The organism is Streptomyces sp. GL_140 (genome assembly GCF_057834465.1).
Map to the genome: position 1 here is coordinate 1,365,545 of NZ_CM174404.1, position 26,945 is coordinate 1,392,489.

Annotated in this window: 31 protein-coding genes; 23 read left to right on the forward strand and 8 right to left on the reverse strand. The window is 69.4% G+C overall.

The window, feature by feature from the left end; all coding sequences use genetic code 11:
- Positions 1–100: 100 nt before the first annotated feature.
- The 5 genes from bioB to AC3IYJ_RS06320 all read left to right on the forward strand — a co-directional run bounded on the left by bioB (position 101) and on the right by AC3IYJ_RS06320 (position 7,041).
- A complete protein-coding gene (gene bioB / locus AC3IYJ_RS06300) occupies positions 101–1,348 on the forward strand; it encodes a biotin synthase BioB (protein WP_489400353.1) in 1,248 nt (415 codons plus the stop codon).
- Positions 1,341–2,663 (forward strand): adenosylmethionine--8-amino-7-oxononanoate transaminase, encoded by a 1,323-nt coding sequence (locus AC3IYJ_RS06305; RefSeq protein ID WP_489400354.1) that lies wholly within the window; start codon positions 1,341–1,343, stop codon positions 2,661–2,663. Before bioB ends, AC3IYJ_RS06305 begins: the two co-directional genes overlap by 8 nt.
- Positions 2,664–2,763: 100 nt before the next feature.
- Positions 2,764–3,471, forward strand: coding sequence for a dethiobiotin synthase (gene bioD, locus AC3IYJ_RS06310; RefSeq protein WP_489402713.1), 708 nt, complete (start codon positions 2,764–2,766; stop codon positions 3,469–3,471).
- A 160-nt stretch (positions 3,472–3,631) separates the two neighbouring features.
- Positions 3,632–4,447, forward strand: a complete 816-nt coding sequence (locus AC3IYJ_RS06315) for an ABC transporter ATP-binding protein (protein ID WP_489400355.1) — start codon at positions 3,632–3,634, stop codon at positions 4,445–4,447.
- Between the two features lie 5 nt (positions 4,448–4,452).
- A complete protein-coding gene (locus tag AC3IYJ_RS06320; RefSeq protein ID WP_489400356.1) occupies positions 4,453–7,041 on the forward strand; it encodes an FtsX-like permease family protein in 2,589 nt (862 codons plus the stop codon).
- A 36-nt stretch (positions 7,042–7,077) separates the two neighbouring features.
- On the opposite strand, the gene AC3IYJ_RS06325 is transcribed toward AC3IYJ_RS06320, so the two are convergent.
- Positions 7,078–7,503: a GNAT family N-acetyltransferase gene (locus tag AC3IYJ_RS06325; protein WP_489400357.1), complete on the reverse strand. Its 426-nt coding sequence runs from the start codon at positions 7,501–7,503 to the stop codon at positions 7,078–7,080.
- A 209-nt stretch (positions 7,504–7,712) separates the two neighbouring features.
- Here AC3IYJ_RS06325 and AC3IYJ_RS06330 point away from each other — a divergent pair, with 209 nt between their 5' ends.
- The 3 genes from AC3IYJ_RS06330 to AC3IYJ_RS06340 all read left to right on the forward strand — a co-directional run bounded on the left by AC3IYJ_RS06330 (position 7,713) and on the right by AC3IYJ_RS06340 (position 10,964).
- A complete protein-coding gene (locus tag AC3IYJ_RS06330) occupies positions 7,713–9,050 on the forward strand; it encodes a hemolysin family protein (RefSeq protein WP_489400358.1) in 1,338 nt (445 codons plus the stop codon).
- A complete protein-coding gene (locus AC3IYJ_RS06335) occupies positions 9,047–10,066 on the forward strand; it encodes a hemolysin family protein (protein ID WP_489400359.1) in 1,020 nt (339 codons plus the stop codon). The genes AC3IYJ_RS06330 and AC3IYJ_RS06335 overlap by 4 nt, the downstream gene beginning before the upstream one ends.
- Before the next feature lie 91 nt (positions 10,067–10,157).
- A complete protein-coding gene (locus AC3IYJ_RS06340; protein ID WP_489400360.1) occupies positions 10,158–10,964 on the forward strand; it encodes an SGNH/GDSL hydrolase family protein in 807 nt (268 codons plus the stop codon).
- 148 nt (positions 10,965–11,112) lie between these two features.
- Here the strand turns inward: AC3IYJ_RS06340 and AC3IYJ_RS06345 are convergent, their stop codons facing one another.
- Both AC3IYJ_RS06345 and AC3IYJ_RS06350 read right to left on the reverse strand, forming a co-directional pair.
- Positions 11,113–12,303 carry a site-specific integrase gene (locus AC3IYJ_RS06345; RefSeq protein WP_489400361.1) on the reverse strand — a complete coding sequence of 397 codons (1,191 nt, stop codon included), beginning with the start codon at positions 12,301–12,303 and terminating at the stop codon, positions 11,113–11,115.
- Between the two features lie 69 nt (positions 12,304–12,372).
- Positions 12,373–13,026, reverse strand: coding sequence for a helix-turn-helix domain-containing protein (locus AC3IYJ_RS06350; RefSeq protein ID WP_489400362.1), 654 nt, complete (start codon positions 13,024–13,026; stop codon positions 12,373–12,375).
- Between the two features lie 115 nt (positions 13,027–13,141).
- Here AC3IYJ_RS06350 and AC3IYJ_RS06355 point away from each other — a divergent pair, with 115 nt between their 5' ends.
- The 14 genes from AC3IYJ_RS06355 (at position 13,142) to AC3IYJ_RS06420 (ending at position 22,722) form a co-directional block, all read left to right on the forward strand.
- Positions 13,142–13,354, forward strand: a complete 213-nt coding sequence (locus tag AC3IYJ_RS06355; RefSeq protein ID WP_489400363.1) for a helix-turn-helix transcriptional regulator — start codon at positions 13,142–13,144, stop codon at positions 13,352–13,354.
- On the forward strand, positions 13,351–13,605 hold the full coding sequence (locus tag AC3IYJ_RS06360; RefSeq protein WP_489400364.1) for a DNA-binding protein: 255 nt from the start codon (positions 13,351–13,353) through the stop codon (positions 13,603–13,605). The genes AC3IYJ_RS06355 and AC3IYJ_RS06360 overlap by 4 nt, the downstream gene beginning before the upstream one ends.
- 83 nt (positions 13,606–13,688) lie before the next feature.
- The gene (locus AC3IYJ_RS06365; RefSeq protein WP_489400365.1) at positions 13,689–14,120 is read left to right on the forward strand and encodes a DUF2742 domain-containing protein; all 432 of its coding nucleotides are present in this window, start codon (positions 13,689–13,691) and stop codon (positions 14,118–14,120) included.
- The gene (locus AC3IYJ_RS06370) at positions 14,117–15,517 is read left to right on the forward strand and encodes a DNA primase family protein (protein WP_489400366.1); all 1,401 of its coding nucleotides are present in this window, start codon (positions 14,117–14,119) and stop codon (positions 15,515–15,517) included. The genes AC3IYJ_RS06365 and AC3IYJ_RS06370 overlap by 4 nt, the downstream gene beginning before the upstream one ends.
- 149 nt (positions 15,518–15,666) lie before the next feature.
- Positions 15,667–15,894 carry a hypothetical protein gene (locus AC3IYJ_RS06375; RefSeq protein WP_489400367.1) on the forward strand — a complete coding sequence of 76 codons (228 nt, stop codon included), beginning with the start codon at positions 15,667–15,669 and terminating at the stop codon, positions 15,892–15,894.
- The gene (locus tag AC3IYJ_RS06380) at positions 15,891–16,085 is read left to right on the forward strand and encodes a hypothetical protein (RefSeq protein ID WP_489400368.1); all 195 of its coding nucleotides are present in this window, start codon (positions 15,891–15,893) and stop codon (positions 16,083–16,085) included. The genes AC3IYJ_RS06375 and AC3IYJ_RS06380 overlap by 4 nt, the downstream gene beginning before the upstream one ends.
- Positions 16,082–16,327, forward strand: coding sequence for a hypothetical protein (locus AC3IYJ_RS06385; protein ID WP_489400369.1), 246 nt, complete (start codon positions 16,082–16,084; stop codon positions 16,325–16,327). Before AC3IYJ_RS06380 ends, AC3IYJ_RS06385 begins: the two co-directional genes overlap by 4 nt.
- Before the next feature lie 110 nt (positions 16,328–16,437).
- The gene (locus tag AC3IYJ_RS06390; RefSeq protein ID WP_489400370.1) at positions 16,438–16,731 is read left to right on the forward strand and encodes a hypothetical protein; all 294 of its coding nucleotides are present in this window, start codon (positions 16,438–16,440) and stop codon (positions 16,729–16,731) included.
- 492 nt (positions 16,732–17,223) lie between these two features.
- Positions 17,224–17,799 (forward strand): hypothetical protein, encoded by a 576-nt coding sequence (locus tag AC3IYJ_RS06395; protein ID WP_489400371.1) that lies wholly within the window; start codon positions 17,224–17,226, stop codon positions 17,797–17,799.
- A gap of 154 nt (positions 17,800–17,953) precedes the next feature.
- Entirely contained in the window at positions 17,954–20,677 is a 2,724-nt protein-coding gene (locus tag AC3IYJ_RS06400) for a phage tail tape measure protein (protein WP_489400372.1), read from the forward strand.
- A gap of 29 nt (positions 20,678–20,706) precedes the next feature.
- Complete coding sequence (locus AC3IYJ_RS06405) at positions 20,707–21,078, forward strand: hypothetical protein (protein WP_489400373.1); 372 nt, start codon at positions 20,707–20,709, stop codon at positions 21,076–21,078.
- Positions 21,078–21,416: a helix-turn-helix domain-containing protein gene (locus AC3IYJ_RS06410; RefSeq protein ID WP_489400374.1), complete on the forward strand. Its 339-nt coding sequence runs from the start codon at positions 21,078–21,080 to the stop codon at positions 21,414–21,416. Before AC3IYJ_RS06405 ends, AC3IYJ_RS06410 begins: the two co-directional genes overlap by 1 nt.
- 55 nt (positions 21,417–21,471) lie before the next feature.
- Positions 21,472–21,636 (forward strand): hypothetical protein, encoded by a 165-nt coding sequence (locus tag AC3IYJ_RS06415; RefSeq protein ID WP_489400375.1) that lies wholly within the window; start codon positions 21,472–21,474, stop codon positions 21,634–21,636.
- Positions 21,637–21,678: 42 nt separating this feature from the next.
- Positions 21,679–22,722 carry a tyrosine-type recombinase/integrase gene (locus tag AC3IYJ_RS06420; RefSeq protein ID WP_489400376.1) on the forward strand — a complete coding sequence of 348 codons (1,044 nt, stop codon included), beginning with the start codon at positions 21,679–21,681 and terminating at the stop codon, positions 22,720–22,722.
- 106 nt (positions 22,723–22,828) lie between these two features.
- On the opposite strand, the gene AC3IYJ_RS06425 is transcribed toward AC3IYJ_RS06420, so the two are convergent.
- The 5 genes from AC3IYJ_RS06425 to AC3IYJ_RS06445 form a co-directional block, all read right to left on the reverse strand.
- Positions 22,829–22,990, reverse strand: a complete 162-nt coding sequence (locus AC3IYJ_RS06425; protein ID WP_489400377.1) for a hypothetical protein — start codon at positions 22,988–22,990, stop codon at positions 22,829–22,831.
- The gene (locus AC3IYJ_RS06430; RefSeq protein ID WP_489400378.1) at positions 22,990–23,202 is read right to left on the reverse strand and encodes a hypothetical protein; all 213 of its coding nucleotides are present in this window, start codon (positions 23,200–23,202) and stop codon (positions 22,990–22,992) included. Before AC3IYJ_RS06430 ends, AC3IYJ_RS06425 begins: the two co-directional genes overlap by 1 nt.
- A 275-nt stretch (positions 23,203–23,477) precedes the next feature.
- The gene (locus AC3IYJ_RS06435) at positions 23,478–24,320 is read right to left on the reverse strand and encodes a helix-turn-helix domain-containing protein (protein ID WP_489400379.1); all 843 of its coding nucleotides are present in this window, start codon (positions 24,318–24,320) and stop codon (positions 23,478–23,480) included.
- Positions 24,317–24,853, reverse strand: a complete 537-nt coding sequence (locus AC3IYJ_RS06440) for a DUF6879 family protein (RefSeq protein WP_489400380.1) — start codon at positions 24,851–24,853, stop codon at positions 24,317–24,319. The genes AC3IYJ_RS06435 and AC3IYJ_RS06440 overlap by 4 nt, the downstream gene beginning before the upstream one ends.
- A gap of 2 nt (positions 24,854–24,855) precedes the next feature.
- Positions 24,856–25,059, reverse strand: a complete 204-nt coding sequence (locus AC3IYJ_RS06445; protein ID WP_400003915.1) for a hypothetical protein — start codon at positions 25,057–25,059, stop codon at positions 24,856–24,858.
- A 292-nt stretch (positions 25,060–25,351) separates the two neighbouring features.
- Here AC3IYJ_RS06445 and AC3IYJ_RS06450 point away from each other — a divergent pair, with 292 nt between their 5' ends.
- Entirely contained in the window at positions 25,352–25,840 is a 489-nt protein-coding gene (locus AC3IYJ_RS06450; protein WP_489402714.1) for a helix-turn-helix domain-containing protein, read from the forward strand.
- The last annotated feature ends 1,105 nt before the right edge of the window (positions 25,841–26,945 follow it).

Below are 26,945 nucleotides of genomic sequence, written 5' to 3' on the forward strand. Positions count from 1 at the left end.
CCACTCGACCGCCAAGTGTGGCGATACACACACTCTCTTCAAGCCATGTTGTTGGATCTCTCCTTGGCCGGGAGTGGTCACGTGGGACAGGATCGGCGTCATGGACCTGCTGAACACCCTCGTGGACAAGGGGCTGCGGCGCGAGCTGCCGACCCGTGAAGAAGCACTCGCCGTGCTGGCTACCTCTGACGACGAACTGCTCGACGTGGTCGCGGCGGCCGGCAAGGTGCGTCGCCAGTGGTTCGGCCGCCGGGTCAAGCTGAACTACCTGGTGAACCTCAAATCGGGGCTGTGCCCGGAGGACTGCTCGTACTGTTCCCAGCGGCTGGGATCGAAGGCCGAGATCCTCAAGTACACCTGGCTGAAGCCCGAGGAGGCCTCCCAGGCGGCCGCCGCAGGCGTGGCCGGCGGGGCGAAGCGGGTCTGCCTGGTGGCGAGCGGGCGCGGCCCGACGGACCGCGACGTGGACCGTGTCGGCAAGACCATCGAGGCCATCAAGGAGAACAACGAGGGCGTCGAGGTGTGCGCCTGCCTCGGTCTGCTGTCGGACGGCCAGGCGGAGCGCCTCAAGGACGCGGGTGCGGATGCCTACAACCACAACCTCAACACCTCCGAGGCCACGTACGGCCAGATCACCAAGACCCACACCTACGCGGACCGGGTCGACACGGTACAAAAGGCGCACGCCGCCGGGCTGTCGGCCTGTTCCGGTCTGATCGCGGGCATGGGCGAGAGCGACGAGGACCTCGTCGATGTCGTCTACGCGCTGCGCGAGCTCGACAGCGACTCGGTGCCGGTCAACTTCCTGATCCCCTTCGAGGGCACCCCGCTCGCCAAGGAGTGGAACCTCACCCCGCAGCGCGCCCTGCGCATCCTGGCGATGGTCCGCTTCGTCTGCCCCGACGTCGAGGTCCGGATCGCGGGCGGCCGCGAGGTGCACCTGCGCACCATGCAGCCACTGGCGCTGCACGTGGCGAACTCGATCTTCCTGGGCGACTACCTGACCAGCGAGGGACAGGCCGGACAGGCCGACCTCGACATGATCGCGGACGCCGGTTTCGAGGTCGAGGGCGCCGGTACGACGACCCTGCCCGCGCACCGCTCCGAGCAGGCGGCGGCCGCCACCGGCCGCTGCGGCTCGCAGGGTGCGGGCGCCTCCGTCTGCGGCTCCTCTTCTTCCTCCTCCGCGGCGGACGAGCCCGGCTGCGGTTCGGCGTGCGGCGGCTGCTCCGGGCATGCCGGGCACGAGGCCCCCGTACCCGCCCAGGCCGAGGCGGGCGAGGTCCGCTCCGGTCTGGTGGCGGTACGCCGCCGTGGCGCGGGAACGGACCTCGCTCCCAATGCCTGACCTGCACCACTCGCCCGACGCGCTGCCGGCCGCCGAACTGCTCGCGCTGGACCGGCAGCACGTCTGGCACCCCTACGGCCCGATGCCCGGCCGCCAGGACCCCCTGATCGTCGCCTCCGCCTCGGGCGTCCGGCTGCGGCTGGCCGAAACGGCGCAGGGCAACGACGAGCTGGTCGACGGCATGGCCTCCTGGTGGTCGGCGATCCACGGGTACAACCACCCGGTGCTGAACGACGCGGTGACCGGCCAGCTCGGCCGCATGTCGCACGTGATGTTCGGCGGGCTCACCCACGAGCCCGCCGTGCGGCTGGCCGCGAAGCTCGTCGAGATCACCCCGGCCGGCCTGGAACACGTCTTCCTCGCCGACTCGGGCTCGGTCTCGGTCGAGGTCGCGGTGAAGATGTGCCTGCAGTACTGGCGCTCCGTGGGCCGGCCGGGCAAGACCCGGCTGCTCACCTGGCGGGGCGGCTACCACGGGGACACCTGGCAGCCGATGGCCGTCTGCGACCCGGAGGGCGGCATGCACGAGCTGTGGTCGGGCATGCTCCCGCGCCAGCTCTTCGCGGACGTCCCGCCGAGTGGGTTCTCCGCCCCGCTGGACCCCGCGTACGTGGCCCACCTGCGCTCCCTCGTCTCCGCGCACGCGGACGAGCTGGCCGCGGTGATCGTGGAACCGGTGGTCCAGGGCGCGGGCGGCATGAACTTCCACAACCCCGGCTACCTGCGGGTCCTGCGGGAGCTGTGCGACGAGTTCGACGTGCTGCTCATCCTGGACGAGATCGCCACGGGCTTCGGCCGCACGGGCGTGCTGTTCGCGGCCGACCACGCGGGGATCACCCCGGACGTGATGTGCCTGGGCAAGGCGCTGACCGGCGGATACCTCACCCTCTCCGCCACCCTGTGCACGGAGCGCGTGGCGGACGGGATCTCCCGGGGCGAAGTCCCCGTACTGGCCCACGGACCGACCTTCATGGGCAACCCGCTGGCCACGGCCGTGGCACTGGCCTCGGTCGACCTGCTCCTCGGGCAGGACTGGCAGCGCGAGATCAAGCGGATCGAAGCGGGCCTGCTCGAAGGCCTGGCACCGGCCGCGTCCCTGCCCGGAGTCAAGGACGTACGGGTCCTGGGCGCGATCGGCGTGGTCCAGCTCGACCACGACGTCGACATGTCGGCCGCCACCCGGGCCGCGGTCCGGGAGGGCGTCTGGCTCCGCCCGTTCCGGGACCTGATCTACACGATGCCGCCGTTCGTCACGGGCGACGCCGACGTGGCCCGCATCTGCCGCGGAGTCCTCGCGGCCGCGAAGGAGGCCTGACATGGCCGACGACATCCCCACGCCCGGCGCCTCTGTGCCCGGCGCCTCTGTGCCCGGCTCCACGGTGACCAGCGCCTCCGCGCCTGCGCCCCGGATCGTCATGGTCTCCGGCACGGGTACCGAGATCGGCAAGACGGTGGTCACCTCGGCCCTCGCCGCGGCGGCCCTCGCCGCGGGCCTCTCGGTGGCCGTCCTCAAGCCGGCCCAGACCGGGGTGGGCCCGGACGAGCCCGGGGATGTGGCGGAGGCCGCCCGGCTGGCCGGCTCCGCCATCACCACCGTGGAACTGGCCCGCTATCCCGAGCCGTTGGCCCCGGACACGGCGGCCCGCCGCGCGGCCCTCCCCACGGTCTCCCCCGCCGCGATCGCGGACACCGCGCACCGGCTGGCCCTCTCCCACGACCTGGTCCTGGTCGAGGGTGCGGGCGGTCTCCTGGTCCGCTTCGACGAGGCCGGCCACACCCTGGCCGACGCGGCCCGGCTGCTCGGCGCCCCGACCCTGGTCGTGGCCCCGGCGGGCCTGGGCACGCTCAACTCCACCGCCCTCACGGCCGAAGCCCTCCGGACCCGCGGCCTTGCCGCCCTGGGCGTGGTGATCGGCAGCTGGCCCGCCGACCCGGGCCTGGCGGCCCGCTGCAACCTGGCCGACCTCCCCGCCGTCTCCGCGCTCCCCCTGCTGGGTGCGATCGCGGAGGGTGCCGGAGCCCTGGACCCCGTGGCCTTCCGCACGGCGGCACCCGGCTGGCTGGCGCCGTCCCTGCACGGCACGTGGTCGGAGCGGTCCTTCCTGACGGCCTGGCCCGCCTGAGGGGCGCTGCCGCCTGAGGGCCCGGCCCTTTGCCTTTGAGCGGCCGGGTCGGTTGAAAGGCCCGGCCGGTTGAGAGGCCGGGTCACCGCCCGTTCCGAAGCAACGGTTCCACCCCTACTCTCCCCCAAGGCAACGGAGTTGTCCCACGGGGGAGATCAGGGTGACCAGTACACAGGCCGCGGCCAGGGCCCGGGAGCTGACCAAGGCGTACGGCGCCGGCGAGACCCGCGTGGTCGCCCTCGACTCCGTCGACGTCGACATCGCCCGGGGCCGGTTCACGGCGGTGATGGGTCCCTCCGGCTCCGGGAAGTCCACGCTGATGCACTGCCTCGCCGGGCTGGACACCGTATCCTCCGGCCGGGTCTGGCTCGGCGACACCGAGATCACCGGCCTCGCCGACCGCGAACTCACCCGCCTGCGCCGCGACCGCGTGGGCTTCGTGTTCCAGTCGTTCAACCTCCTGCCGACCCTGACCGCCGCGGAGAACATCACCCTCCCGATGGACATCGCCGGCCACCGCCCCGACCAGCAGTGGCTGGACCGCGTCATCGACGCCCTCGGGCTGCGCGACCGCCTCCACCACCGTCCCAACCAGCTCTCCGGAGGACAGCAGCAGCGGGTGGCATGCGCCCGCGCCCTCGCCTCCCGCCCCGAGCTGATCTTCGCGGACGAGCCCACCGGCAATCTGGACTCCCGCTCCGGCGCCGAGGTGCTCGGCTTCCTGCGCGAAGCGGTGGACTCCCTCGGCCAGACCGTCGTGATGGTCACCCACGATCCCGGCGCCGCCGCCCACTCCGATCTCGTCCTCTTCCTCGCGGACGGCCGGGTCGTGGACCGGATGCCGGACCCGACCGCCGAGGCGGTCCTGGACCGGATGCGCCGGCTGTCCGCTCCGGACACCGGGTCCGGCGCGGGCACCGGAGCCGACACCCGGGCCGGCTCCGACACCGAATCCGCCTCCGCCTCCGAGGGCTGACCGCCGTGTTCCGCGCGAGCCTGCGCAGCTTCCTCGCCCACAAGGGCCGCCTGCTCCTCTCCGCCCTCGCGGTCCTGCTGTCCGTGGCCTTCGTCACCGGCAGCCTGATCTTCTCGGACACGGTCACCCGTACCTTCGACAGGCTCTTCGCCTCCACCTCCGCCGACGTGACGGTCGGCCCGCACCAGGACTTCACCCAGCCCCTGCCCTCCGGCTTCGTCCCGACGCTGCCCGCTTCCCTGGCCGACCGGGTGAGGGCCGTGCCGGGCGTCGCCGCGGTCCACCTCGACGTCACCGCCGAGAACGTCACTGTGGTGGACGGCGCGAACAAACCCGTCGGCCCCACCACCGGCGGGCCGACCATCGCGGCCAACTGGTACGTCACCTCGCGCAGCCCCGTAAAGCTGACCAGCGGACACGCTCCGGCCGGCCCCGGCGAGGCGCTGATCGACCGGGACACGGCCGACCGGCGCGGGGTGCGGATCGGCGACACCCTCACCGTTCTCGCCGCTCCGGGCTCCTTCCAGGTCGAGGTGACGGGGATCGCCACCTTCACCACCACCAACCCGGGCGCGGCCCTGGTCTTCCTGGAGACCTCGGCCGCGCAGCGGCAGCTGCTGGGCGGACCCGACCGGGCCACGGCCATCGCGGTGGACGCGGCCCCGGGCGTCCCGGACGCGGAGCTGAAGTCCCGGATCGCGGCGGCCCTGGCCACCGGCACCTCTGGTGGCACCGGCACCGGGTACGAGCTGCGCACCGCGGCCGAGCAGGCCAAGAGCGCCACCGCCCAGCTGGGCGGATTCCTCTCCGTGATCAAGTACGTGATGCTCGGCTTCGCGGGAGTCGCCGTGCTGGTCGGGATCTTCCTGATCGTCAACACCTTCTCGATGCTGATCGCCCAGCGCACCCGGGAGCTCGGCCTGCTGCGCGCCCTCGGTGCCGACCGCCGGCAGGTCCGCCGCTCGGTGCTGACGGAGGCCCTGCTGCTGGGGCTGACCGGCTCCACCCTGGGCCTGGGGGCCGGAATCGGGCTGGCGGCGGGGCTGATGGCGCTGATGGGCCTGGCCGGGATGAATCTGGATCCCTCCGAGATGGTGGTCGGCCCAGGAACTCCGGTGGCCGCCTACGCGGTCGGCGTCGGCGTCACGCTCGTGGCCGCGTACCTGCCGGCCCGCCGCGCGGCCGCGGTCTCCCCGATGGCCGCGCTGGCCGACGCCGAGGTGGCGGGGCTGGGCAAACCCCTGACCGTGCGGGCCACCGCGGGCGCGCTGCTCGGCGCGGCCGGGGCCGCCGCCCTGGCGGGCTGCGCGGTCAGCGGCCGCACGTCGAGCGCCTCCGCGCTGCTCGGGCTGGGTGTAGTACTGACCCTGGTGGCCACGGTGGTGGCGGGGCCGGTGCTGGTGCGGCCGGTGATCCGGCTGCTGGGCGGGGCCTTCCCGCGGCTGTTCGGCGCGGTGGGTCTGCTCGCCCGGCGCAACGCGCTGCGCAATCCGCGCCGGACCGGGGCGACGGCCTCGGCCCTGATGGTGGGGCTGGCCCTGGTGGGCGGGCTGTCGGTGGCGAGCTCCTCGATGGCGGCTTCGTTCGACACCCAGATCGACAGGACGCTGGGCGCGGACTACGTGGTCCAGAACGCGAACTTCATGCCGTTCCCCGCCGAGGTGACCGAAGCGGTACGCCGCTGCGTGCCGGACGGCCTCGTGGTGCGCCAGCGCTTCGCGCCGGTCCGCCTCCAGCTCCCGGACGGTTCCGCGGTCGAATCCTCGGCGGCAGGGTACGGCCCGGAGCTCGACGAGGTCGCCCACGTGACGTACGCGCAGGGCGCGACCCCGGCGGCCCTCGCGGCGGACCGCATCGGCATGGACCGCGACTTCGCCGTGTCCCACGGCATCCGGGTCGGCACGGTCCTGCCGGTGCTCTTCGCGGGCGGCTCGAAGGCCTCGCTGACGGTGGGGGCGCTGACCGACATGGACGCGCCGCAGGCTCCGGGCACCACGGGCGGGCTGTTCATGGGGCTGGAGACGCTGGAGAAGTACCTGCCGGGCGGCCAGGACGCGGCGGTGTACGTGAACGCCGCGCGCGGGGCGGACGTGGCCGCGCTGCGGACCCGCCTGGAGGCGGCCCTGGCCGGGTACCCGCAGGTGCAGGTACGGGACCAGGCCGACTACAAGGAGCTGATCCGGGGCCAGATATCGGTGCTGCTCATGATGGTCTACGGGCTGCTCGCGCTGGCGATCGTCATCGCGGTGCTGGGCGTGGTCAACACCCTCGCCCTGTCGGTGGTGGAGCGCACCCGGGAGATCGGGCTGCTGCGGGCGGTGGGGCTCTCGCGGGCGCAGCTGCGCCGGATGATCCACCTGGAGTCGGTGGTGATCGCGGTGTTCGGGGCGGTGCTGGGGCTCTGCCTCGGCTTGGCCTGGGGCCTGTCGATGCAGCAGGTGCTGGAGTTGCAGGGGATGACCACCCTGGAGATCCCCTGGCCGGTGATGGGGGCCGTGCTCGCCGGGTCGGTGGTGGTCGGGCTGGCGGCGGCCGTCCTGCCGGCGCTGCGGGCCGCGCGGATGAACGTACTGGCGGCCGTCGCGCACGACTGAGCGCGGTGGCCCCCGGCCCCACCACTGCCGGCGCCGTCACCCGTTCAGCGGCTTCACCCAGCGCGTCCAGTGGTCCTCGGGGTGGTAGCCCGCGGCCTCCCAGGCGCGCTGTCCGCGCTCGTTCCGGTTGAGCACCATCGCGTCCGCGCGCCGTCCGCCGAGCGCCGCGAACCGCTCCTCGGCAGCGGCGAGCAGCGCCGAGCCGATCCCCTGGCGGCGGTGTGCCGGGTGCACCGCGAGCCGGTACAGGTGGCACCGCCAGCCGTCGAAGCCTGCGACGACCGTGCCGACCAGTTCGCCGTCGCGCCGGGCGAGCAGCAGCGACTGCGGGTCGCGGGCGTGCAGCCGCTCGACGCCGTCGAGGTCGTCGCTGATACTCGTGCCCTCGGCGGCGGCCTTCCAGAAGTCGAGGACGGTGGCGAGGTCCGCCGCCGTGGCGGGTTCGATGTAAAGATCGTTCATGTGCGGATCCCATCACGGCCGAACGGGCTCCACCAAAAGAATATGCACTTTGCTTTGCCTTTCCTTTACCCTGTAGCCATCGGTTCCACTCATAACGAAAGGTGTGAGCGTCCGCCCATGGGCGAGCCTCCCAGTCCCCTTCCTCCACTTCGGCGACATCGCGCGATACCCCTCCTCCTGGCTGATCATGGGACGGAGGTGAACCACCGATGACCGAAGTGCTCCTGCTCGTCCTGGCGCTGCTGCTCTGTCTTGCCTGCGGAGTCTTCGTCGCCGCGGAGTTCTCGCTGACGACCATCGAGCGCAGCGAACTGGAGCGGGCCGTCGAGCGCGGCGAGCGCGGCGCCGACAGCGCCATGGCCGCCGTCCGCAGCCTGACCTTCCAGCTCTCCGGCGCCCAGCTCGGCATCACCGTGACCGGCCTGGTCATCGGCATGATCTCCAAGCCTTCGATCGCCGCCCTGCTCCAGGGCCCCTTCAAGGCCATGGGGCTCTCCGAGGGCGCCGCGTCCTCCACCGCCCTGATCCTCGGCACCGTGCTGTCGACCGTCGTCCTTATGGTCGTCGGCGAGCTGGTGCCCAAGAACTGGGCGATCTCCTCGCCGCTGGCCGTCGCCAAGCGCGTCGCCACCATGCAGCGGGTCTTCAGCCGGGCGTTCAAACCGCTCATCAGCCATCTGAACAGCACGGCGAACCACATGGTCCGCCGGTTCGGCCTGGAGCCCGCAGAGGAGCTCGCCTCGGCGCGCACCCCGCAGGAGCTGGTGGCCCTGGCCCGGCACTCCGCGAAGGCGGGCGCTCTGGAGAAGGACACCGCCGAGCTGTTCGTGCGGACCCTCAACCTCGCCGACCTGACCGCGGAGAACGTGATGACCCCGCGCGTCCAGGTCACCGCCCTCGACGTGCAGACCACCGCCGAGGACGTGGCCAACGCGACGCTCGCCACCGGCCTCTCCCGCTTCCCCGTCTACCGGGGCAGCCTCGACACGGTCGTCGGCACCGTGCACATCAAGGACGTACTGGCACTGCCCGCCGAGGAGCGCCACCGCTACCCGGTGTCGCAGCTGCTGCGCGAGCCGCTCCTGGTACCGGAGTCGCTGACCGTGGACCGGCTGCTGGACCGGCTGTCCGGCAAGCAGACGATGGCCGTGGTCATCGACGAGTACGGCGGCACGGCCGGTGTGGCCACCCTGGAGGACATCGTCGAGGAGGTCGTCGGCGAGGTCCGCGACGAGCACGACCCGCACGAGACCTCCGACCTGGACTCGGCAGGGGTGGACGACGCCGGGCGCGCGCTGTTCTCCGCCGACGGCTCCGCCCGCACCGACCAGCTCCGGCGGATCGGCCTGCGCGTGCCGGACGGTCCGTACGAGACCCTGGCCGGTCTGATAGCGACCGAACTGGGGCGGATCCCCGCGGTCGGCGACAGCCTGGAGCTCGGCGGCTGGCGCCTGGACGTGGTGGACGCCAGTGGGCGACGGGCCGCGCGGGTGCTGCTGCACGCTCCGGCCGAGCCGTCCGACACCGACGGGGAGGGGGCGCGATGACCGCCGTCCAGCTGCTGATCGGCCTGGCGACCCTGGTCGTCAACGCCTTCTTCGTCGGCGCGGAATTCGCGCTGATCTCGGTCCGGCGCAGCCAGATCGAGCCCTACGCCGAGCAGGGCGACCGGCGCGCCAAGGCCGTGCTGTGGGCCCTGGAGCACGTGTCCGCGCTGATGGCGGCGGCCCAGCTGGGCATCACCCTGTGCACGCTGGTGCTGGGTGTGGTGGCCGAGCCGGCCATCGCGCACCTGCTCACCCCGGCCTTCGACTTCTTCGGGGTACCGGCCGGACTGACCCACGCGATCTCCTTCGTGGTGGCGCTGGCGCTGGCCACGTACCTGCACATGCTCTTCGGCGAGATGCTGCCGAAGAACGTGGCCCTGGCCGAGCCGGTGCGCACCGCGCTGCTGCTGGGTCCGCCGCTGGTGACCCTGGCGCGGGCCCTGAAGCCGGTGATCTTCGCGATCAACGCCTTCGCCAACACCCTGCTGCGCCTGCTGCGGGTGGACGTGAAGGACGAGGTCACGGCCACCTTCTCGGACGACGAGCTGGCCCGCATCGTCAAGGACTCCAGTGACGCGGGGCTCATCGACGGCCGGGCGAGCGAGCGGCTGCACGACGCCCTGGAGCTGGGGCGCCGACCCGTGACCGATGTGGTGCTGCCGGCGGACCGGGTGGTTCCGGCCCGCGAGGGCATCACGCCCGCCGGCCTGGAGCGGCTGTCGGCGGAGTCGGGGTACTCCCGCTTCCCGATGATCGACGCACAGCACCGGATCCTGGGGTATCTGCACGTCAAGGACGCCCTGGACGCGGCGGAGCGCGACGAGCCCTTCCCGGTCTCGGCGCTGCGGCCGATCGCCCAGGTGCGGGCCGAGACCCCGCTGGACGACGTGCTGACCGCGATGCGGCGCAGCCGTACGCACCTGGCGGCGGTCCTAGGGGCGGACGGCGCCATGACGGGCCTGGTCACCATGGAGGACGTGCTGCGGGAACTGTTCGGCAACCCCGCGTCGGCGTAGCCGGGACGTGCCGCGCGGTGCCCCGCCTCCGACGACGGGGGCGGGGCACCGCTGCGAAACCGGCGTACCGCGCGGTAGCATCGCTCCCGCCATGGAGATGAATGCGTCTTACACCAGTTTCGTCGCGGTCGGCGACTCCTTCACCGAAGGCATGTCCGACCTGCTTCCCGACGGCTCCTACCGGGGCTGGGCCGATCTGCTGGCCGACCGCCTCGCGGCGCGCGAGCCCGGCTTCCGCTACGCGAACCTCGCGGTCCGCGGCAAGCTGATCGGGCAGATCGCCGAGGAGCAGGCACCGGCGGCGGCCGCCATGGGCGCCGACGTGGTGACCCTGGTCGGCGGGCTGAACGACACCCTGCGCCCCAAGGTGGACATGGGCCGGGTGCGCGGACACCTGGAGGAGGCCGTCGGCCTGCTCGCCCCCTCCTGCGGGACGCTGGTCCTGATGCGCTCCCCGGGCCGCAACGGACCCGTGATGGAACGTTTCCGCCCCCGCATGGAGGAACTCTTCCTCATCATCGAAGAGCTCGCCGCGCGCCACGGGGCCCTCGTGGTCGACCTGTACGGGGCCTCCGTGCTCGGGGATCCCCGGATGTGGGACGTGGACCGGCTGCACCTGACCGCCGAGGGGCACCGCCGGGTGGCGGAGGCCGTCTGGCAGGCGCTGGGCCTGCCCCCCGAGACGGACTGGCGCACCGAACTGCCGCCCGAGCTCCCGCCGGGCTGGGCGGTACGCCGCGCACAGGACCTCAGCTTCGCGCGGCAGCACCTGCTCCCCTGGGTCGGCCGCCGCCTGACCGGCCGCTCCAGCGGGGACGGCCGCCCGGCCAAACGCCCGGAGCTGCTGGCGTACGAGGCCCCGGCCGGCGAAGCTCCGGGGGCCGGACGGCTCTCGTAGCAAGGCACAATCCGGGCCGGGCCCCCTACCTGCGTAAACGCACAGCTGCGGCCCAAGTAGAATCCATCCACTGTTCTACCGAGAATCAGATTCCAGCAGGTCAAACGACGTTTGAGTGGACTCGCGAGAGATCAAATCTCACAATTTCTCACAGGATGGCTTTTCGATCTTCGCCGTGGAAGACGTCGAGGGCGGCAGCCGCGCCCCTCATATCCTCGGCTTCGATGGACACGTACTTCCGTTTGGTGAAGGCCGCATTCGTGTGGCCGGCCCACGCGGCGAGGATGACATCAGGCACACCGCTGAGCGCCAGGGCCTTCAGGACCGAGTGCCGCGCGTCGTACAGGCGGACCTTGCGAAGCTCCAGCGCAGCCATGAGCGCGTAGGCGTACTCCCGAAGCTGCCGTGTATTCAGCGGGACACCGAGCTCGTTCACAGCGACGTACCCAGTGCCCGTGTAGCCCTCTCCTGCAGCTCGCTCCTCCTGGGCCTGCTGCAGGCGCAGGGCGCGCAGGGCTTCCCATGGCCCGCGGGGTAGCGGCAGGACGCGTTCGCCGGACGCCGTCTTCGTGTCTTTCTCGAGCACGCGATGGTTACCGATCATCGTGCGCGTCCGCTCGATGGACAGCAGCCCTTGCTCGAGGTCAACGTCCGCCCATCGCACGCCGCACACCTCGGCGGGCCGGAGACCCATCAACGACAAGAGCAGGGGTGCGAACAGCCGATCCTGATGGACGCCACGGATGAACGTCTGGACTTCTGCCACCGTCCACGGCTTGGCCCGGACGTCCTCCCGCTTGTCGGTCTTCTTGTCAGCGAGTGAGGGACGCACCTTTGACGCCACGTTCACCGCGACCAGTTTCCGAATGACCGCTCGCGCCAGGGCCTCTCGGAGGCGGGTGAGGATCCCTTCAACCGTAGAGATGGCCAAGCGGGTGCCCGGCTCACCACCTTTCCGCCGCCCGGTCGCGACGACTTCGTCCACGAAATCGCGGACACGATCCTCGGTCAGCTCCTGGAGGCGGATCGCCCCAAGACGGTCGTAGACATGCACCAGGGCGAGCCGATAGGTGCGGATCGTCGTTTCCTCGACGTCACGGCTCTTGAACTCCAGCCACTGGTCGAGCCACTCCCCCACCGTGATCTTGTTCGGCGCGACGAACGTGCCGTCCTTCCGGCCAGCCTGGATGCGGATGCGCTCGTCTTTAACCTCCGTCTTGGTGTTCTTGGTGATGGTGAGCTGGATTCGCTTGCCGGCCTCGTCACGGCCGGCATCGACCACCGTTCGGTAGCGGGTGGTGCCGTTCCTCAGGGTGATCTTCTTGATTGAATCCGCCATTGTGTTCCTCCGGTTCAGCCCTGCAATCCGTCGGTTCGTGAGCGCCAGCTGCGGCCGGGCGGGGCGCGCTCAGCTCTTCATCTGGTCCTCGATCTCGTCCAACTCGATGCCGAGCTGCTGGTATCGGCGCCGCGCCATACGCAGCAATGCCGCGCGATCGGCGGCATCTTCCGCGGTGCCGCCAGTGACGTCCGCGATCAATTCCTCGAGCTGGCGCGCCAAGCGCACAGCAGGTCGATCTGCGGCCCGCCGGAGCCCCTGCGGCAGAGCGAGCGCGAGGTAATCGGCCCTGAGTCGGTTGTATTCCTGCTGCCGCTCGTCCGCCTCAACCGCAGCCGCAGGGTCGTCACCCGGACCGATGGGGTACCCGTCGGGTCGCGGGTCCATGGCCGGCTCTCGGCCCAATGCCCAAGCCCAGGCGGTCCTGCCGCTCACCTCCCAGCCCTCCGTCAGCCTGGCCGCCTGGTCGCCGGCCTCGTCCGGCATCAGGAGCGTCAGAGGCGAGACGTTGAGTGCCAGGGCGATGGCCACGACGTCGTCTACATCGATACGCCGCTCACCGCGCTCGATCTTGCTGACGACCGTCGCCAGTGTCGCCCGCCCGATCGCGCCCAAAGCGTCCGAGACGTCCTTCTGCTTGAGCTGGCGCGCCTTACGCACGCGCTCGATGTTGGCCGCTACCCGCTTTGCGGTCGGCCCTGCCACCACTGCATTAGAAGCCATGATGGCGATTCTGCGGCACGGACTAGACATCCCGCAAGCTACCGCTCTATATTCGTCACTGTAGCGATCCAGTTCCACATCTACGAGATCGCGCACTCTGACTTGGAGTGTCTAGATGACCGAGATCCTTAATGAAGGGCACCTACTCAACCCCCGGGAAGTCAGCGAACTCCTGAACGTCGCAGTTCAGACGCTCGCAAACTGGCGCTCTCTCGGCATCGGGCCGTCCTACCGGAAGCTCAGCCCCGGCCGGTCCGGTCGCGTGCGGTACCAGCGGACGGACGTGCTCACCTGGCTCGCCGCCTCGCAGAAGCAGGTGGCGGCATGATCAAGACCCGACCGACCCTGACGGAAGTTCGCAGCTGGGCGGCCACCGTCTCAGTCGCTGAAGCGGCCCGAGCCATTGGCTGCAGCAAGAGCCACCTGCACGAGCGAATCAAGCGCGGAGACAGCCCCGTCAAGACGATCCCGTTCGGCGCCCGCGTCGTCGTGATCACCGCAGACCTGGTGCGTCTGCTCTCCGGCGAAACCACGCACGCCCAGCTCGAGGCCCAGGCCGGTAGCCAGGGGGCGGCATGATCCAGAACGCAAAGGATCCCGAGTACGGGGCACGTACTCGGGATCCGGAAGTCTCCGCGGCTAGCGGGTCGACTGCGACCAGCTTGCCACAGGACGGGCCGCACATCGACCCCGGCGACATCGTCGCCCTCTGGGCCGAAGCCCGCACCCTCTTCTACGCCGACGAGTTCCCGCCCTACGCCTCAAGGGCCTGGCGGGCACTCCGGCCAGACGATCCCCGCAGGCTCGCCGGCGCCCTAGATGCCGCCGAAAAGTGGCGGAAGTACGGCGACGAGGAGTCGCTACTCCAGTGGTTCCGCGACGTGAGCAGCCGGACCTTCACCGCCAACGCGGCGACGCACGCCGAAACCGTCGCACGGCGAAATACCCCTCACGCCCCTGACTGCGGCTGCCCGTCCTGCCAGGCACGCCGCATCGGCGCCAACCTGCACGCCACCCCCGGATGGCCACCCATCCGCGTCCCTGGCGGCCACGGCCGCTACCTCACCTACACCCACGAGAGGAGGGCAGCGTGAGCGAACAGGCCCTCCCCCCGCCCGAAGCGCCGCCGCTGCGCATCGTTCCCCGGCCCCGGCCGGAGCAGCACCGCGGCCACCTGCGCATGGCCGAACGCTTCGCCGAAGAGCACGCAGACAGCCTCCGGCACGTCCATGGCATCGGCTGGCACTTCTGGACCGGCGCCCGCTGGTACCTCGACGAACAGCGCGTCGACATCCAGGCCGCTATCCGTACCACCAAGCAGGCACTCGGCGAAGTCCAGGCCATGGACAAGGGGCAGGAGCGAGACGACCTGTACGCCGACATCCGCAAGTCCGAATCAGCGGCCGGCGTCGAAGGGATGCTCAAGCTGGCCTCGGCCATGCGACCGATCTCGACCGCGGCCCGGCACCTCGACTCCGACCCCTACCTGTTCAACACCCCCGGCAAGACGATCGACCTCGAGAAGGGGACGTCCTACGCCAACGAACGCAGCGACCTCATCACCAAGGTGGCCGGCGCCGTCCTAGGTAACGAGACCAACGACGAGTGGGAAGCCTTCCTCAAGCGCATCCTGCCCGACGAGGACGTGCGAGCGTTCGTACAGAGGCTCTTCGGCTACGCCATGCTCGGCAAGCAGACCGAACACGTCATGCCGATCTTCACCGGCACCGGGGCCAACGGCAAGGGCACCATCCGCGACGCCGTCATGACTGCCTTCGGGGACTACGCCATCGAGGTCGACCCCGCCCTCCTCATGGAGTCCAAGCACGACCGGCATGGCTCCTTCAAGATGCGCCTACGAGGGGCCCGGCTGGCCTTCTGCTCGGAGACCGAGAAGGGCCGCAAGTTCGCTGAAGCCACCATGAAGCGGCTCGTCGGTGGCGACCCCATCGAAGCGAACTACATGCACAAGAACCCGATCACGTTCGACCCGACACACACGCTGATCATGCTGACCAACCACCTGCCAGCGGTCAGCGGCGACGACCCCGCGGTGTGGAGGCGCATCCTCGTCGTCCCGTTCGACGTGGTGATCCCTGAAGAAGAGCGCGACGGAGGCCTGCCCGGCCGCTTGAAGGCCGCGTCGGCCGCGATCCTCGGGTGGGTCTATCGGGGCTGGCAGGCGTACCTGACGGAGGGCCTGAAGCCTCCGGAGGCGGTGCGGGTCCGCACGCAGGAGTACCAGGCCGCCAGCGACGTCCTGGGGCGCTTCCTGGACGACCGGACAATCGCCAACCCGCACGGTGTCGTGAAAGCCCGAGAGCTCTTCCTGGACTGGGTGGAGTGGTGCCAGAGCAGCCGCGAACAGGCAGGCAGTGAGGTCTCGTTCGCCGAATCTCTGGGCCATCGCGGCTTCGAGAAGAAGCGCAGCGCGGCCGGCCAGATCTATAAGGGCCTGCTGCTCGCAGGGAAGGACGACGAAAGCCCCTGACCTGCGGAAGTGTAGGGCTGTGCTGGGTTTCCCGTTAATCCCCATACATGTACGCGTGGAGAGTTTCGGAAAACCCTGCACAACCCTACACACCCCCTATGCCCGGGAGATCACCGAAGCCCCCACCTACCTCTTCTTGGAGGCCCATCTTGAACATCAACGACATCGTGGCCGAGCGAATACAGCAGGCCCGCTGGAAGGCAGCCGCAGTGAAACGGCGCCGCGAAGAACTCGCCGAAGCCAGACGCCGCGGACTCCTCCTCCGCCACGCGCAGAAGCTCCGCAACCTGCACCCGCCGACAGGAAACGTGCCAACCGCCCCAACAGAGCAGCCTGAGCAAACCGCAATAAAGGACGCAGATCGGAAGAACACATGAGTATCCCGTACACCGCCCTCGAACACGAACTCCCCACCATCACCGCAACCAGGCTCATAACCAGCGGCAACAACCAGGTCACCGTCACTTGCCCACACTGCAGCCAGCAGCATCGGCACCTCGGCCTCGGCCTCCGCCGCAGCCCCTGCGGACGCTGGTACCTCGTCAAGGTCGTCGGGAGCCAGTCGTGAGCGACCGCCCTGACGTCACAGTCCGCGGGCTCCAGGCCGCCATCGGCCTCATGACGGCCCGCATCTGGGACGTGAACGTCGACCAGGCGGCCGTACTCGGCGACACCCCGGCCGAAGAAGCCTTGTCCGCCCTGGCCGTCATTGCCGCCGCTTCGATGGGCGCCACGATGCCCGACCTCGGCAAGCCCATGCTGCGCGACATCGGCGGACTGGCCGCACAGGTCGAGACGGGGGCAGCATGAACGCCCCCACGCCGTCGCGGCGCCGGCCGAGGATCAACGTGACAACCTCGCGTATCGCAGGCCGGTATCGCACCGCGGCAGACCTGTCAGACCCCACCAACCCCGACCCCATGCCGACCGTGAGGGACGACGGGTTCGTCCGGGTCGGCGTCGGCGCCGGCCTGGGCCCGTCCGACGTGGCGACCGCCGTGGCCTTCGCTCAGAGCGTCCGCAACGCCCGCATCGTCGAGATCATCGGGACCAGCCGGGAGGCTGGCGAGGCAGCCCGAAAGCTCTTCCTTGCCGCCTGGGACCTTCCCCCGGTCCGCGACCCGAACACTCCTCTCGAGGCGTCCACCACGGTCAACTGGGTCGGCCTGATGCTGGCCATGGCCGGGCATCGAGAAGACGACGGCCAGCGATGACCACAGCCAAGGCGCCCCGCGTGGCGTACACAGATCACCGGCCGGCCCCCGTAGTAATTCACGACGGGCTCGTGGTCCCGGGCGCCTTGGCTGCGGACTTGGTCGCCGCACTCGACCTTCTCGAAGCGTATGTCTGCGGCGCGCTCCCTCGAGGAGTGCGCCCGCCCGGCCGACTCTCCCCGGTAGCCGTCGCTGTGCGGTCCGCCGCGCGTGCCGCCGCCCAGGCCGCCGCGCAGCAGGCCCAATACGTGGCCGCTAACGCAGCCGCAAGCACGGCCGCAACCAAACTTCTTGCTCCTGCGCAAATCCCCGCACAGTCGGTGCCAGAGATCACGACTGAGCAGGCCGCCACCATCGCGGGGATCACCGAAGCCAGGATCCGTCAGTTGGCCGCCGCGGGAACCATCGCGGGCCGGAAGACCGACAGGAACGTCTGGCTACTCGACCCCTCCACCGTGCGTGCCTACCGCAACGGACGACGGAGGACTGGGCGTGGCGACCAAGACCGAGACGCATCCCGCTGAGGCACTGGCCGAGGCCCGCCAGAGGGCCGGGGAACTCCGCACTCAGCTGTCTGGGCTCGAGAGCGACCTGGCCCAAGCCCTCGAGGCGAAGGACTACCGCGCGGCCGAGAACGCCCAGACTGCAGCCAACGGCATGCGCCCCGCAATGCTGCTCGCCGAGGCCCAGGTAGCGGCGTATGAAGCCGCAGCCAGGGCCCTGGCTGAGCACCGGGAGCGAGAGAACGCCGCCGCGCTTCAGCAGGAGAAGCAGGAGCGTGCCGAAGCCGCCAGGGCTGAAGCAATGGCTGGGGAGCGGGCCGCGCATACGGAGGCTCAGAAGCACCTTGAGGCGGCCCAGACGGCAGTGACCGAGGCGGCCGACGCGCTCCGCAGGGCGTTCGCGGCTGAAGCACGCGAGACCGGATTCCGGCAGGAGATCCACCAGATCGAGGTCGGGGCCGGCTGGGTCGAACCGATGGCGTTCGGGGTGTCTCCGGCGGCCATGGTGCAGCCCACCGTCGACCTCGATGCTGTCCTGACCGCGATCCGTCGGTCTGGGGCCTGAGGCGGCGCGTGGTGGGCGTCAACGTCACCGGGCGTGCCGTGTGGGTGGGGCGCGCTGGAACCAAGGCTGGGGAGCGATGTCCTCCTTTCCGTCGCGCTGATCCGGCCTGCGCCCGCCCCGCGCCCCTCCCTGTCCTCGCGGACGGCAGGCTGATATGACCGAGGTGGGCGACCTCTTCATCCGTCTGCGTGCGGAGACGTCCCAGTTCACTTCGGGCATGGCTGCGGCCAGCCGCAGCGGCGAGACGTTCACCGCGCGCATGGGTGGCGTCCAGGGCCTCCTCACCAAGGTCGGCCAGGCCACCACCGTCGTCGGGCTGGCCTTCGTCGCCTACGGCGTCAAGAGTGCTGGCGACTTCCAGCAGCAGATGAACTTGCTGGTCACCGCCTGTGGCGAGTCCTCTTCGAAGCTGAAGATGGTCTCCGACGGGGTCCTGAGTCTGGCCCGGGAGACCGGTACATCCACGAGCCAGCTCGCCGAGGGCATGTACCAGGTGGAGAAGGCTGGCTACCGGGCCGGAGACGGCCTGCAGGTGCTGAAGGCCGCGGCCCAGGGCGCCCGCGAGGAGGGCGCGGACCTCAAGGACGTCACCAACGCCATGACCAGCGTCATGGCCTCGTACCACCTTGAGGCCAGCGACTCGGTGCGCGTCATGAACGCGATCAAGACTGCTGCTGGTGAAGGCAAGATGACCATGCAGGAGTTCTCTTCGTCGCTGGCCACGGTCATCCCGATCGCCTCCGCCAACAAAGTCTCCTTCGCTGAAGTCGGCGGCGCGATCGCGACTCTGTCGCAGCACGGCACCTCGGCCCGCGAGGCTACCCAGGAGCTTGCCTCCACGATCCGTGGTCTGGCGGCGCCGAACAACGTGGCCGTGCAGGAGATGCAGCGTCTGGGTCTGTCTTCCACGGACGTGGCGACGAAACTCGGGCAGCGCGGCCTGACCGGCACCCTCGACCTTCTGTCGCAGACGGTCCTGTCGAAGATGGGCCCGTCCGGGACGGTGTTGCTCGACAGCTTCAACAAAACCAAGCAGGCGGCCGCCAACGCCGAAACGATGATCAAGTCGATGCCGGCCAGCATTCAGGAACTCGCCCGCTCCTACGCGGCCGGGTCGATTTCCCTTGGCGATTGGCGCAAGGAACTGAAGGGACTGCCGCCGGAGCAGGCCAACCTGCTTAGCCAGTACGCGACTCTTCAGAACAAGACGAACGGCTTCAGCGCCGAACTCAAGCGCGGCGGGCCGGCCGCTCAGACGTACACCGAGGCCATCAAGAAGATGACCGGCGGCGCCATCGGCCTGAACACGACGCTCCAACTGACTGGCGAGAACACTGAGGGCTTCAAGGAGCGCGTAGGGAAGGTCAGCGAAAGCTTCGATCACGCCTCCAAGAACGTAGAGGGCTGGGAGGTCACCCAGGCATCCTTCAACGTTCAGATGGGGCGCCTGAAGGAGGCGGTCACCACTGCGGCCATCACTATCGGCTTGAAGCTGATCCCGGTGATCCTCGCGGTCCTCACGTTCTTCGAGCGAAACAAGCCTGCGGTGGTCGCGCTGGCCATCGTGGTCGGCACGATCCTTGTGGCTGCCATGACGGCCTTCACGATGTCGCTCTATGCGATGGCGGCCGCCGCGGCTGTTAACCCGATGGTCTGGATAGCTGTCGGGGTAGTGGCTCTGATCGCGATCATCGTGCTGCTGGTCATCAAGTGGGACACGGTGTGGGCGTGGATCAAGTCGGTAACCAAGGTGGCCGTCGACTATGTCCTCGGCCTTTGGAACACCTTCGCCAGTAGGAACGCGTCGATCTGGAATGGCATTACGTCGGTGGTCACGGGGGCCTGGCGGGCCATTGCGGCGTTCTTCGTGGCGGCCTGGCATCTGCTCGTCGATCCGATCGTCATGGCCTGGAACTGGGTCTCTCGGGTCACGGTTGCTGCCTGGGATGGGATCACCGCGTTTTTCCGGAAGTGGTGGCCGCTGTTGTTGGTGGTGTTCGCGGCGCCCATTGCGATCCTCATGGCCCTTTGGAATCACTTCCATGGGGCGGCTGGGAACGCTGCCGTTTCCGCCTGGAACTCGATCGCCGGCTTCTTCTCTGCGATCTGGGGAGGGATCAGGGCTGCGGCGGTAGCCGTGTGGGGCGCGATCCAGCTCGCGATCATCAATCCGATCATGGCTGCCTGGGGGTGGCTGGTATCGGCCTGGAATGCGATTACCGGCTGGCTGTCCAGTAAGTGGAGCGGGATCAGATCGATCGCCTCCAGCGCCTGGAGCGGCATCAAATCCTCGATGATCGACCCGCTGATCAGCGCCTACAACACCATCCACAACACCATGGACCGGATCGGTGCCTCGATCCGCGACGGGCTGCGCAGCGCCTGGAACGCGGTAAAGGACGTCGGTTCGTGGTTCCAGAGCATCGGCTCGGCGATCGTCCATGGGATCGTGAACGGCATCTTGGGGGCGGCAGGCGCGCTGTACGGCACCCTGCGCAACCTGGCCGACAGCGCCCTCAAAGCCGCTAAAAACTTCATCGACTCCAAGTCGCCGTCGAAGCGGTTCGCTCGTGAAGTCGGCGCACCGATCGCCCAGGGCATCGCCCAGGGCATCGATGAACATGCCGACACCGCCGTGTCGTCTCTCCGCTCGATGTCCGGGCTCCTCGCGGGCCAGAAGATGGGCGTCCCCTCCATCGGTGGTGCCGGCTATGGAATCGCGGGCGGCGGTCGCTCCGCTGCCGGGCCGGCCGCAAACGTCACGATCATCGTGCAGGGCAGCGTCCTCGCTGAACGCGACCTCCGCGACACCGTCGAGAGGCAGATGCTGCAGCTCGGCATGCGCAACTCCGGCACCTACACCCCCTACACCCGCTGACAAGTACACCCGTGACCCCAGGAGTAGATATGACCCACGCCGAAAAGGAAGCGAGCTGGAAGGCTCTGCAGGCCCGCATGGACGCAGACGCGGCCAAGCGGCACGCGGCGCGCCTGGCCGTCCAAGAGGCCTCGGACGACAAGCTGAGGGCCGTTATCGATGAAGCGGTCCGAACCGCTGTGCAGAACCTGCTGGCAGGGAAGACGCCGGTGGTCGAGTCGGCCCTCCAGTCCCCTCCTGAAACGCCGAGCGAGGCTGATGTCACTCCGCTGCACAAGCTGGAGCCCGGCGCCTGGCAGGCTCACGCGAGCCAGTACTGGGCCGACCAGATGACCCCGAAGTACCAGCCCATGACGATGTCGGAGTTTCTGGGGTCGCAGCCGGACGACGGAGCGGCCTGATGGAGCCGAAGGCGCGGATCCGGCGAGTACCTCCCGAGGGGCTTGCCCTCGTTCTGCGCGCGGGCAGGCTCCGCGCGGGTATCGGCCTGCGCGAAGCCGCCCGCCGGATCGGCGTCACCTCCGGCTACCTGGCCGCGCTCGAGGCAGGCCATCGCTGCCCGTCGCGATCGGTGGCCCAACTGATCGACGCAACCCTCCCCCTGGAAGCTCTCGAACGGTCGGTGCTCTTCGAGGCGTCTGTCACCGATGCCGGCCGGGACCACCCGCAGCGCTCAGCCGCAAGGAAGGAGGACCCTCGTGGTGATGTGCGATCAGTGCCAGCGCTGGTTCGTACCTAAGCCGCACGGCGGGAACCGTCAGCGGTTCTGCAGGCCTCTGTGCCGCAATCTGTGGTTGACCATCCTCGCGAAGCGCAAACGGCAACTGCGTCTGCTCGCCACCCTCATCCGGACGACCCCGGAACCGAAGCGCTCCGTGTACGTGGCGCAGCGGCAACTGGTGCGCGCGGCAATCGACGACCTCGAGCTCCAAAGACACCCTCTGGGGGTGCTTTCCTAGGGAAGCACTGGACTACAGAATAATGCCCGTTATCCTGTAACCATGGCTCTCCTTCCGGCAGTTCGCACGCAGCCCGACTTCCTCGAGCCGGCCACCGCCGCTCCGCTCTCGCTGCGCGGTACTCCGCCCGCGTCGTCTCCGGCCGCTCTCCTCGAACTACTCGCCCACGCCGGCGCCGCGCCCAACGTCGTCGAAGCGACCGGCACATGGCTGATGCGCCGCGGCTCGGACCACACGCGCACGGCCTACGCCAAAGACGCCTCTTGGTGGCTCGCCTGGTGCGCCGCCGCAGGAACCAACCCCGCAGGGGCCCGCCCCCTCAACGCCGACCAGTACGACGTGGCTCTTCGCGCGTCGGGGCTGGCGAAGTCAACGCGGGCCCGCAGGCTTGCCGCTGCCTCGAGCTGGTACGACTACCTGGTGCGCTCTGAGGCAGCCGAGCGAAACCCATTCCTCGCCATGGACAGGCCCTCGGTCTCCGCCGATGACTCGCCCACTCGCGGCATGACGCCGGCCGAGCTGGCGATGCTCCTCACGCACGCCCGCAAGAACGAGACGCCCCGCACCTACGCCCTGCTGGTCCTGCTCGCCACCACGGCCGCCCGTATCGGGTCCGTCCTTGACGCACGCGTGGGCGCCCTCGGGCACGACAAGGGTCACCGAGTCATCGACCTGACGACCAAGGGGGACCACAAGAAGCGCTTCGTTCTCGTACCGCTCGCGGTGGAGGCCGTCGAAGCGTCCCTCGCCGCGCGGGGGGAGTTGAGCGCCGACGAGTTCCTGTTGGCCACCCGCACCGGCCGGCCGATGGATGAACCTGCCGCGTTCCGCACCGTGCGCCGCGTCGCCAAAGCCGCCGGGATTCCGCATGCTGACCAGCTGTCGCCCCACTCGCTGCGCCACTCCTATGCCACGGCGCTGCTGAGCAAGGGCGTTCCGCTCGCCGACGTACAGGATGCGATGGGGCACGCGGACCCTCGGACCACTCGCCGCTACGACCGGGCCGCGGGGGCTCTGCACCGGTCACCCTCGTACAAGATGCAAGAGGAGATCACCAAGGCCATGGACGCGCTGCCGACAACCTGAGGAGCCGGCGTCCGGTCACAACTGAGCCCCACCGCAGAAGGTTGCGGTGGGGCTTCGTGGTACCCGGCCCACCCGTACTCCGCCGAGATCACGGACGGGCCGGGGGCTAGTGGATGTCGGCCGGGTCCTTGTCGGTGATGGGCCGACAGTTGGCGTCGCCCTGGCCGTGGGCATGCTGGTCGGGGCGGGCGGCCGACGCGGAGTCGACGGGGATCGTCTCGTAGTCCGTGCTGCGGATCGTCCGGTCACAGCGGCAACAGATAGGCATCAAGACTCCTCCAGGTCGGGGCAGGACCAGACTTCGGTGTCGAGGACGTGCACGCCGTGGCTTCCGTGGACGCGCCCCCGGGAGACGGCTCCTGTGGTGAGCTGTTTGCCGCAGGCGATGCAGGCGCGGCCGGCTGCCCGATCCCACGCGAGGCCGAGCGCGGACGGGAGCAGGACATCCTGGCAGCGAATGAACACCACGGCGGCTGTCATGGTCGGCTCCTGCGGACCGTCAACCCGCGTTGTTCGCGGCAGGGTGCGCAGGCGTACAGCAGGACCGGGGGTCCGGAAGAGCGACCACCGAACTTGATCGGTTTGGCCGTCTGGGAAGGGCCCATGTGCCAGTGGCACCAGGAAACCGGGCTGCTGGTGGCGCCTGCTGCGCCCGCTTGTGTGGCCATGACCAGCACCGTAGGAACGGCTACCCGGGGCCGTCCGGCCGATTGCGGCGGATTGCGACCAGCGGCCGCATGGTTGGCGCGGGTTGCTCACGCGGCGGCAAGGAGACGCCGTGCTCGGGCAATGAGGCGGTGTGCCTGCGGCCCGTACACAGCTGCCGCGTTCAGGCCATCCCACACCCGGCCGTATAGAGCGAGGTCGTCGGGTGAGTCGAAGGAGAGTTCAGTGTTGATGGTCTCGACGATGACGCGCTGCTCGTCGAAGATCCAGAATCCATGCTTGGGGGTCAAGTCCATGGACGCACCGAGGGGGACGATGCCGAGCTCGACCGTGCTCATGCCGATCAGTCCGACAAGGCGGTCAAGTTGACCAGCCATGACTTCGCGCGGGCACACGAGTACGTGGAGGGCCCCCTCCCACACCAGGACCCGGAACAGCTTGCCCGCCTCATACAGCACTTCTTGGCGACGCATACGGGCGGATACAGCAGCCTCGGTGTCCCTGGGGGACTGCATCAACTCGGCATTCTTCGCGAACAGATGCCGTGCGTAGTCCGGGGTCTGGAACAGGCCCGGGATCACGGTGGCTTCGTAGCCGCGCATCGTTGCCGTCTGCTGGTACTCGACGACGTACCGGTCCTGCACGGGGCGGTTGCCCGCGGCGAGCTGGCGGCGCCATGACCGCTGCTGCGACTCCAGGCCCCGGAGTCGGCTCGTGAGGTCTCCGGCCTGTTCGGGCGCTCCGGCGGCGGTCGCCCACGCGGCGAGGTCGTCAGCGGTGGCGGTCTGCTTCCCGTTCTCCAGCCGGGACACCTTCGAGGGCTGCCAACCGAGGAGGCCGGCGAAGTCCTTGCCGTTCGCGCCGGCCTCGGCACGCAGCTCCCGTAGGCGCGCGCCGAGGGCCACCCTGGCGCTCTGAAAGTCGGTGCTCACACGGACGAACGTACCTGCGCCCACACCTCGGCAGTAGGGGCAGCGAGGGGCCAAGCCCGGTCGCGGGCCCGGCAGGCGGCGAGCACCTCCCCCGCGTCGTCCATGACCTCCACGCCCGTCGTGACGTCCTGGTCGTCGATATGTAGGCGAACCAGGATCCGAGAGTCGAACAGCCACAGGTCGTAGTCGGGCAGCTCCAGCCTCTCGGCCTCCGACCGAGTCAGCACCCGAATGTCTTCGCCGGCAGCCACGTTCCCGGCCGCAGCCGCCATGAGGAACCGCTGACCGTCGGTGGGTGGCTCGTCGATGATGCGGACGCGGGAGAACTGTGCACCCTGCTCGGCCTTCTCCCGGACATTCGCGTTCCATGGGTGCTCGAGCTGAGCCTCTGGTTCGACGCCGCGCATGAAGGCCTGGAAGCGGGCGCCAGCCCGATCACTGGCGTAACCGCGGCGGGTCTCCAGCCGGAACGCGGTGTGCTGGAACTCGGCGAACAGGTGATTGATGTCCTCGAAGGGGACCAGGGCGGGCACTGTCACTCCTTGGGGGCGAAGCGGGTCAGCAGGTCGCGCGGGATGACGACGAATGTCTCGTGCTCGCCAACGTCACGGAGCTGCGCGAGGTGCTCGGGGTCGGTCAGCATGTCGCCCTGGACGACGATGTCGCCGGTCTCGACGACCTCGTAGAGGGTGGGGCAGTTGCCGTACTCGGATGTGGTCCCGATGAACCGCAGGGTCATGGCGAGCTCCGTTCAGGCCGGTTGGGGCACCAGCATGCGGTGACCATCGCTAGCGCGGGGGCCAGTTGCAGCAGATTGCCCGGACGGCAGCGGCACAGCCCTTCCGCTCGCAATCTGACATGAGGCAACTGAAGGGACTTATGCCCCATGGTCGGAGGTAAACGAAATGGCGCATAACTTAACCCGATAGTGCCCCACCTGCGCCGATTTGCCGCATCGCTATCCCGTCCGGAGCGACGCTGGCAATCCGGGGATCCACGCGGAAAGGGGAGTACTGATGGAGGCTTACGGCATGCCAGGTGCGGACAGCTTGCGGCACTACACACCCGAGGAGGCGGCCGAGTTCCTCCCCGTATCCGCGGCGACGCTTCGACAGTGGATCCAGGCCCGGAAGGTGCCGCATCACAAGCTGGGCGATAGTACTTCGTTCAGTACGGATGACATCCGCTCCATGTGTGCGATGTCGGCCGTAGCGCCATTGCCCGAACTCACGTCTACGGGTAGTGACGGAGCAGAGCCCCCGCAGCCCGCCGAGCCGGCCAACCCGCAGCCCGGACCGTATCTCACGGTCGATGAGGCCGCGCTCGTTCTTCGATGCAGCACGAAGTGGCTTCGAGACGGGGTGAACTATGCAGGCTTCCCCCACGCCCGCCTGAGCCGTCTCCTCTTCGCCCGCGAGGACCTTGAGCGCATCTACGAGATGCACCACGTTCTGCCCGGCTCCCGTCCCCGCACTGTGACCCGAAGGAAGCGAGGTAAGCCAGCTAGGAGGCGAACCTGAACAGTCCGGTTCCGAACGGGCGCCGAGCAGGAGCTGACGGCTGCTCACCGTGGCGCTGGCATCCGACTTTGTCCCGGCCATGGATCTCCGGGGCGACGCTGACAGCCGATCCGCAGACGACTGACAGGCGGGGCTCAAGCTGGGGCATACCGCCCTGCTCGCAGGCCGCTCGGCTCCTGCTCGCACTGCTCGACTGCAGGTCAGCCTCTGCTCGCCGGTTGCTCGATCCCGCTCGGCGCGCCTCTGCGAGCAGGACCCGAGCAGAAGCTGACCTGCGACGGAGCAGCCAGAGCAACGCCCGAGCAGGGAGGAAATCGGGGCAATACAGCACCGATCAGAGGCTGATCGCGGCTGCTACACCGCAGGCCGGAAGCTGATCGGCGGCTGATCTGGGCTGATCTCTGGAGCCTGTCGATCAGGGTCTGATCAGGCGGCGACCTGCGGTGTAGCAGGACCGATCAGGGCCCGATCGGCGCCCGAGCGGTGGACATATGGGCTGGAATCACCCCGGACAGTGCACCGATATGTCCCGGACATCCCCCGGACAGCACCCGGACACTGTCCAGCCCGCCCGCCCTCTGTCCGGGTGCTGTCCGGGCCTGTGTCCGGGGGCATACTGGGACATGTCCACCCCTGTTCAGGGTGGAATTACCCCGGAATGAGGGCGGAACGGGGCCGGAACGGGGCGGAATCACCCACCCTCTTTCCGCCCCCTTTCCGCCCCGCGTTCCGGGGGCATATTGGGACACCGTCCGGCCCGTTTCCGCCCCCTTTGGGGGTCACGCCTCGGGTCACGGTGGACACGCAGGCCAGAGCCCTGCGGGCCGCAGGGTCACGGCCGAGGCCACGGATGGCCACGCAGGTCAGCGGCCCGCCCCTTGATCACTTTATGGGTGCCAATGAAGCGATCAAGCTGTATGGCAAACAGCTTGATCCGCCCCTAACTGCCCGGCATCCACCCAGCCACTCTCCACGCTGCGGAGAGAACGCACGGGTGAGGACCGCTCACCTCATCCTGCGATCGCAGGAGATCCATCCGCCTGATGGACGGAACCCCGAACCGCGTGTGGGGTCCGGATCAGGTCGGGCCCTTCACGGAAGCCGG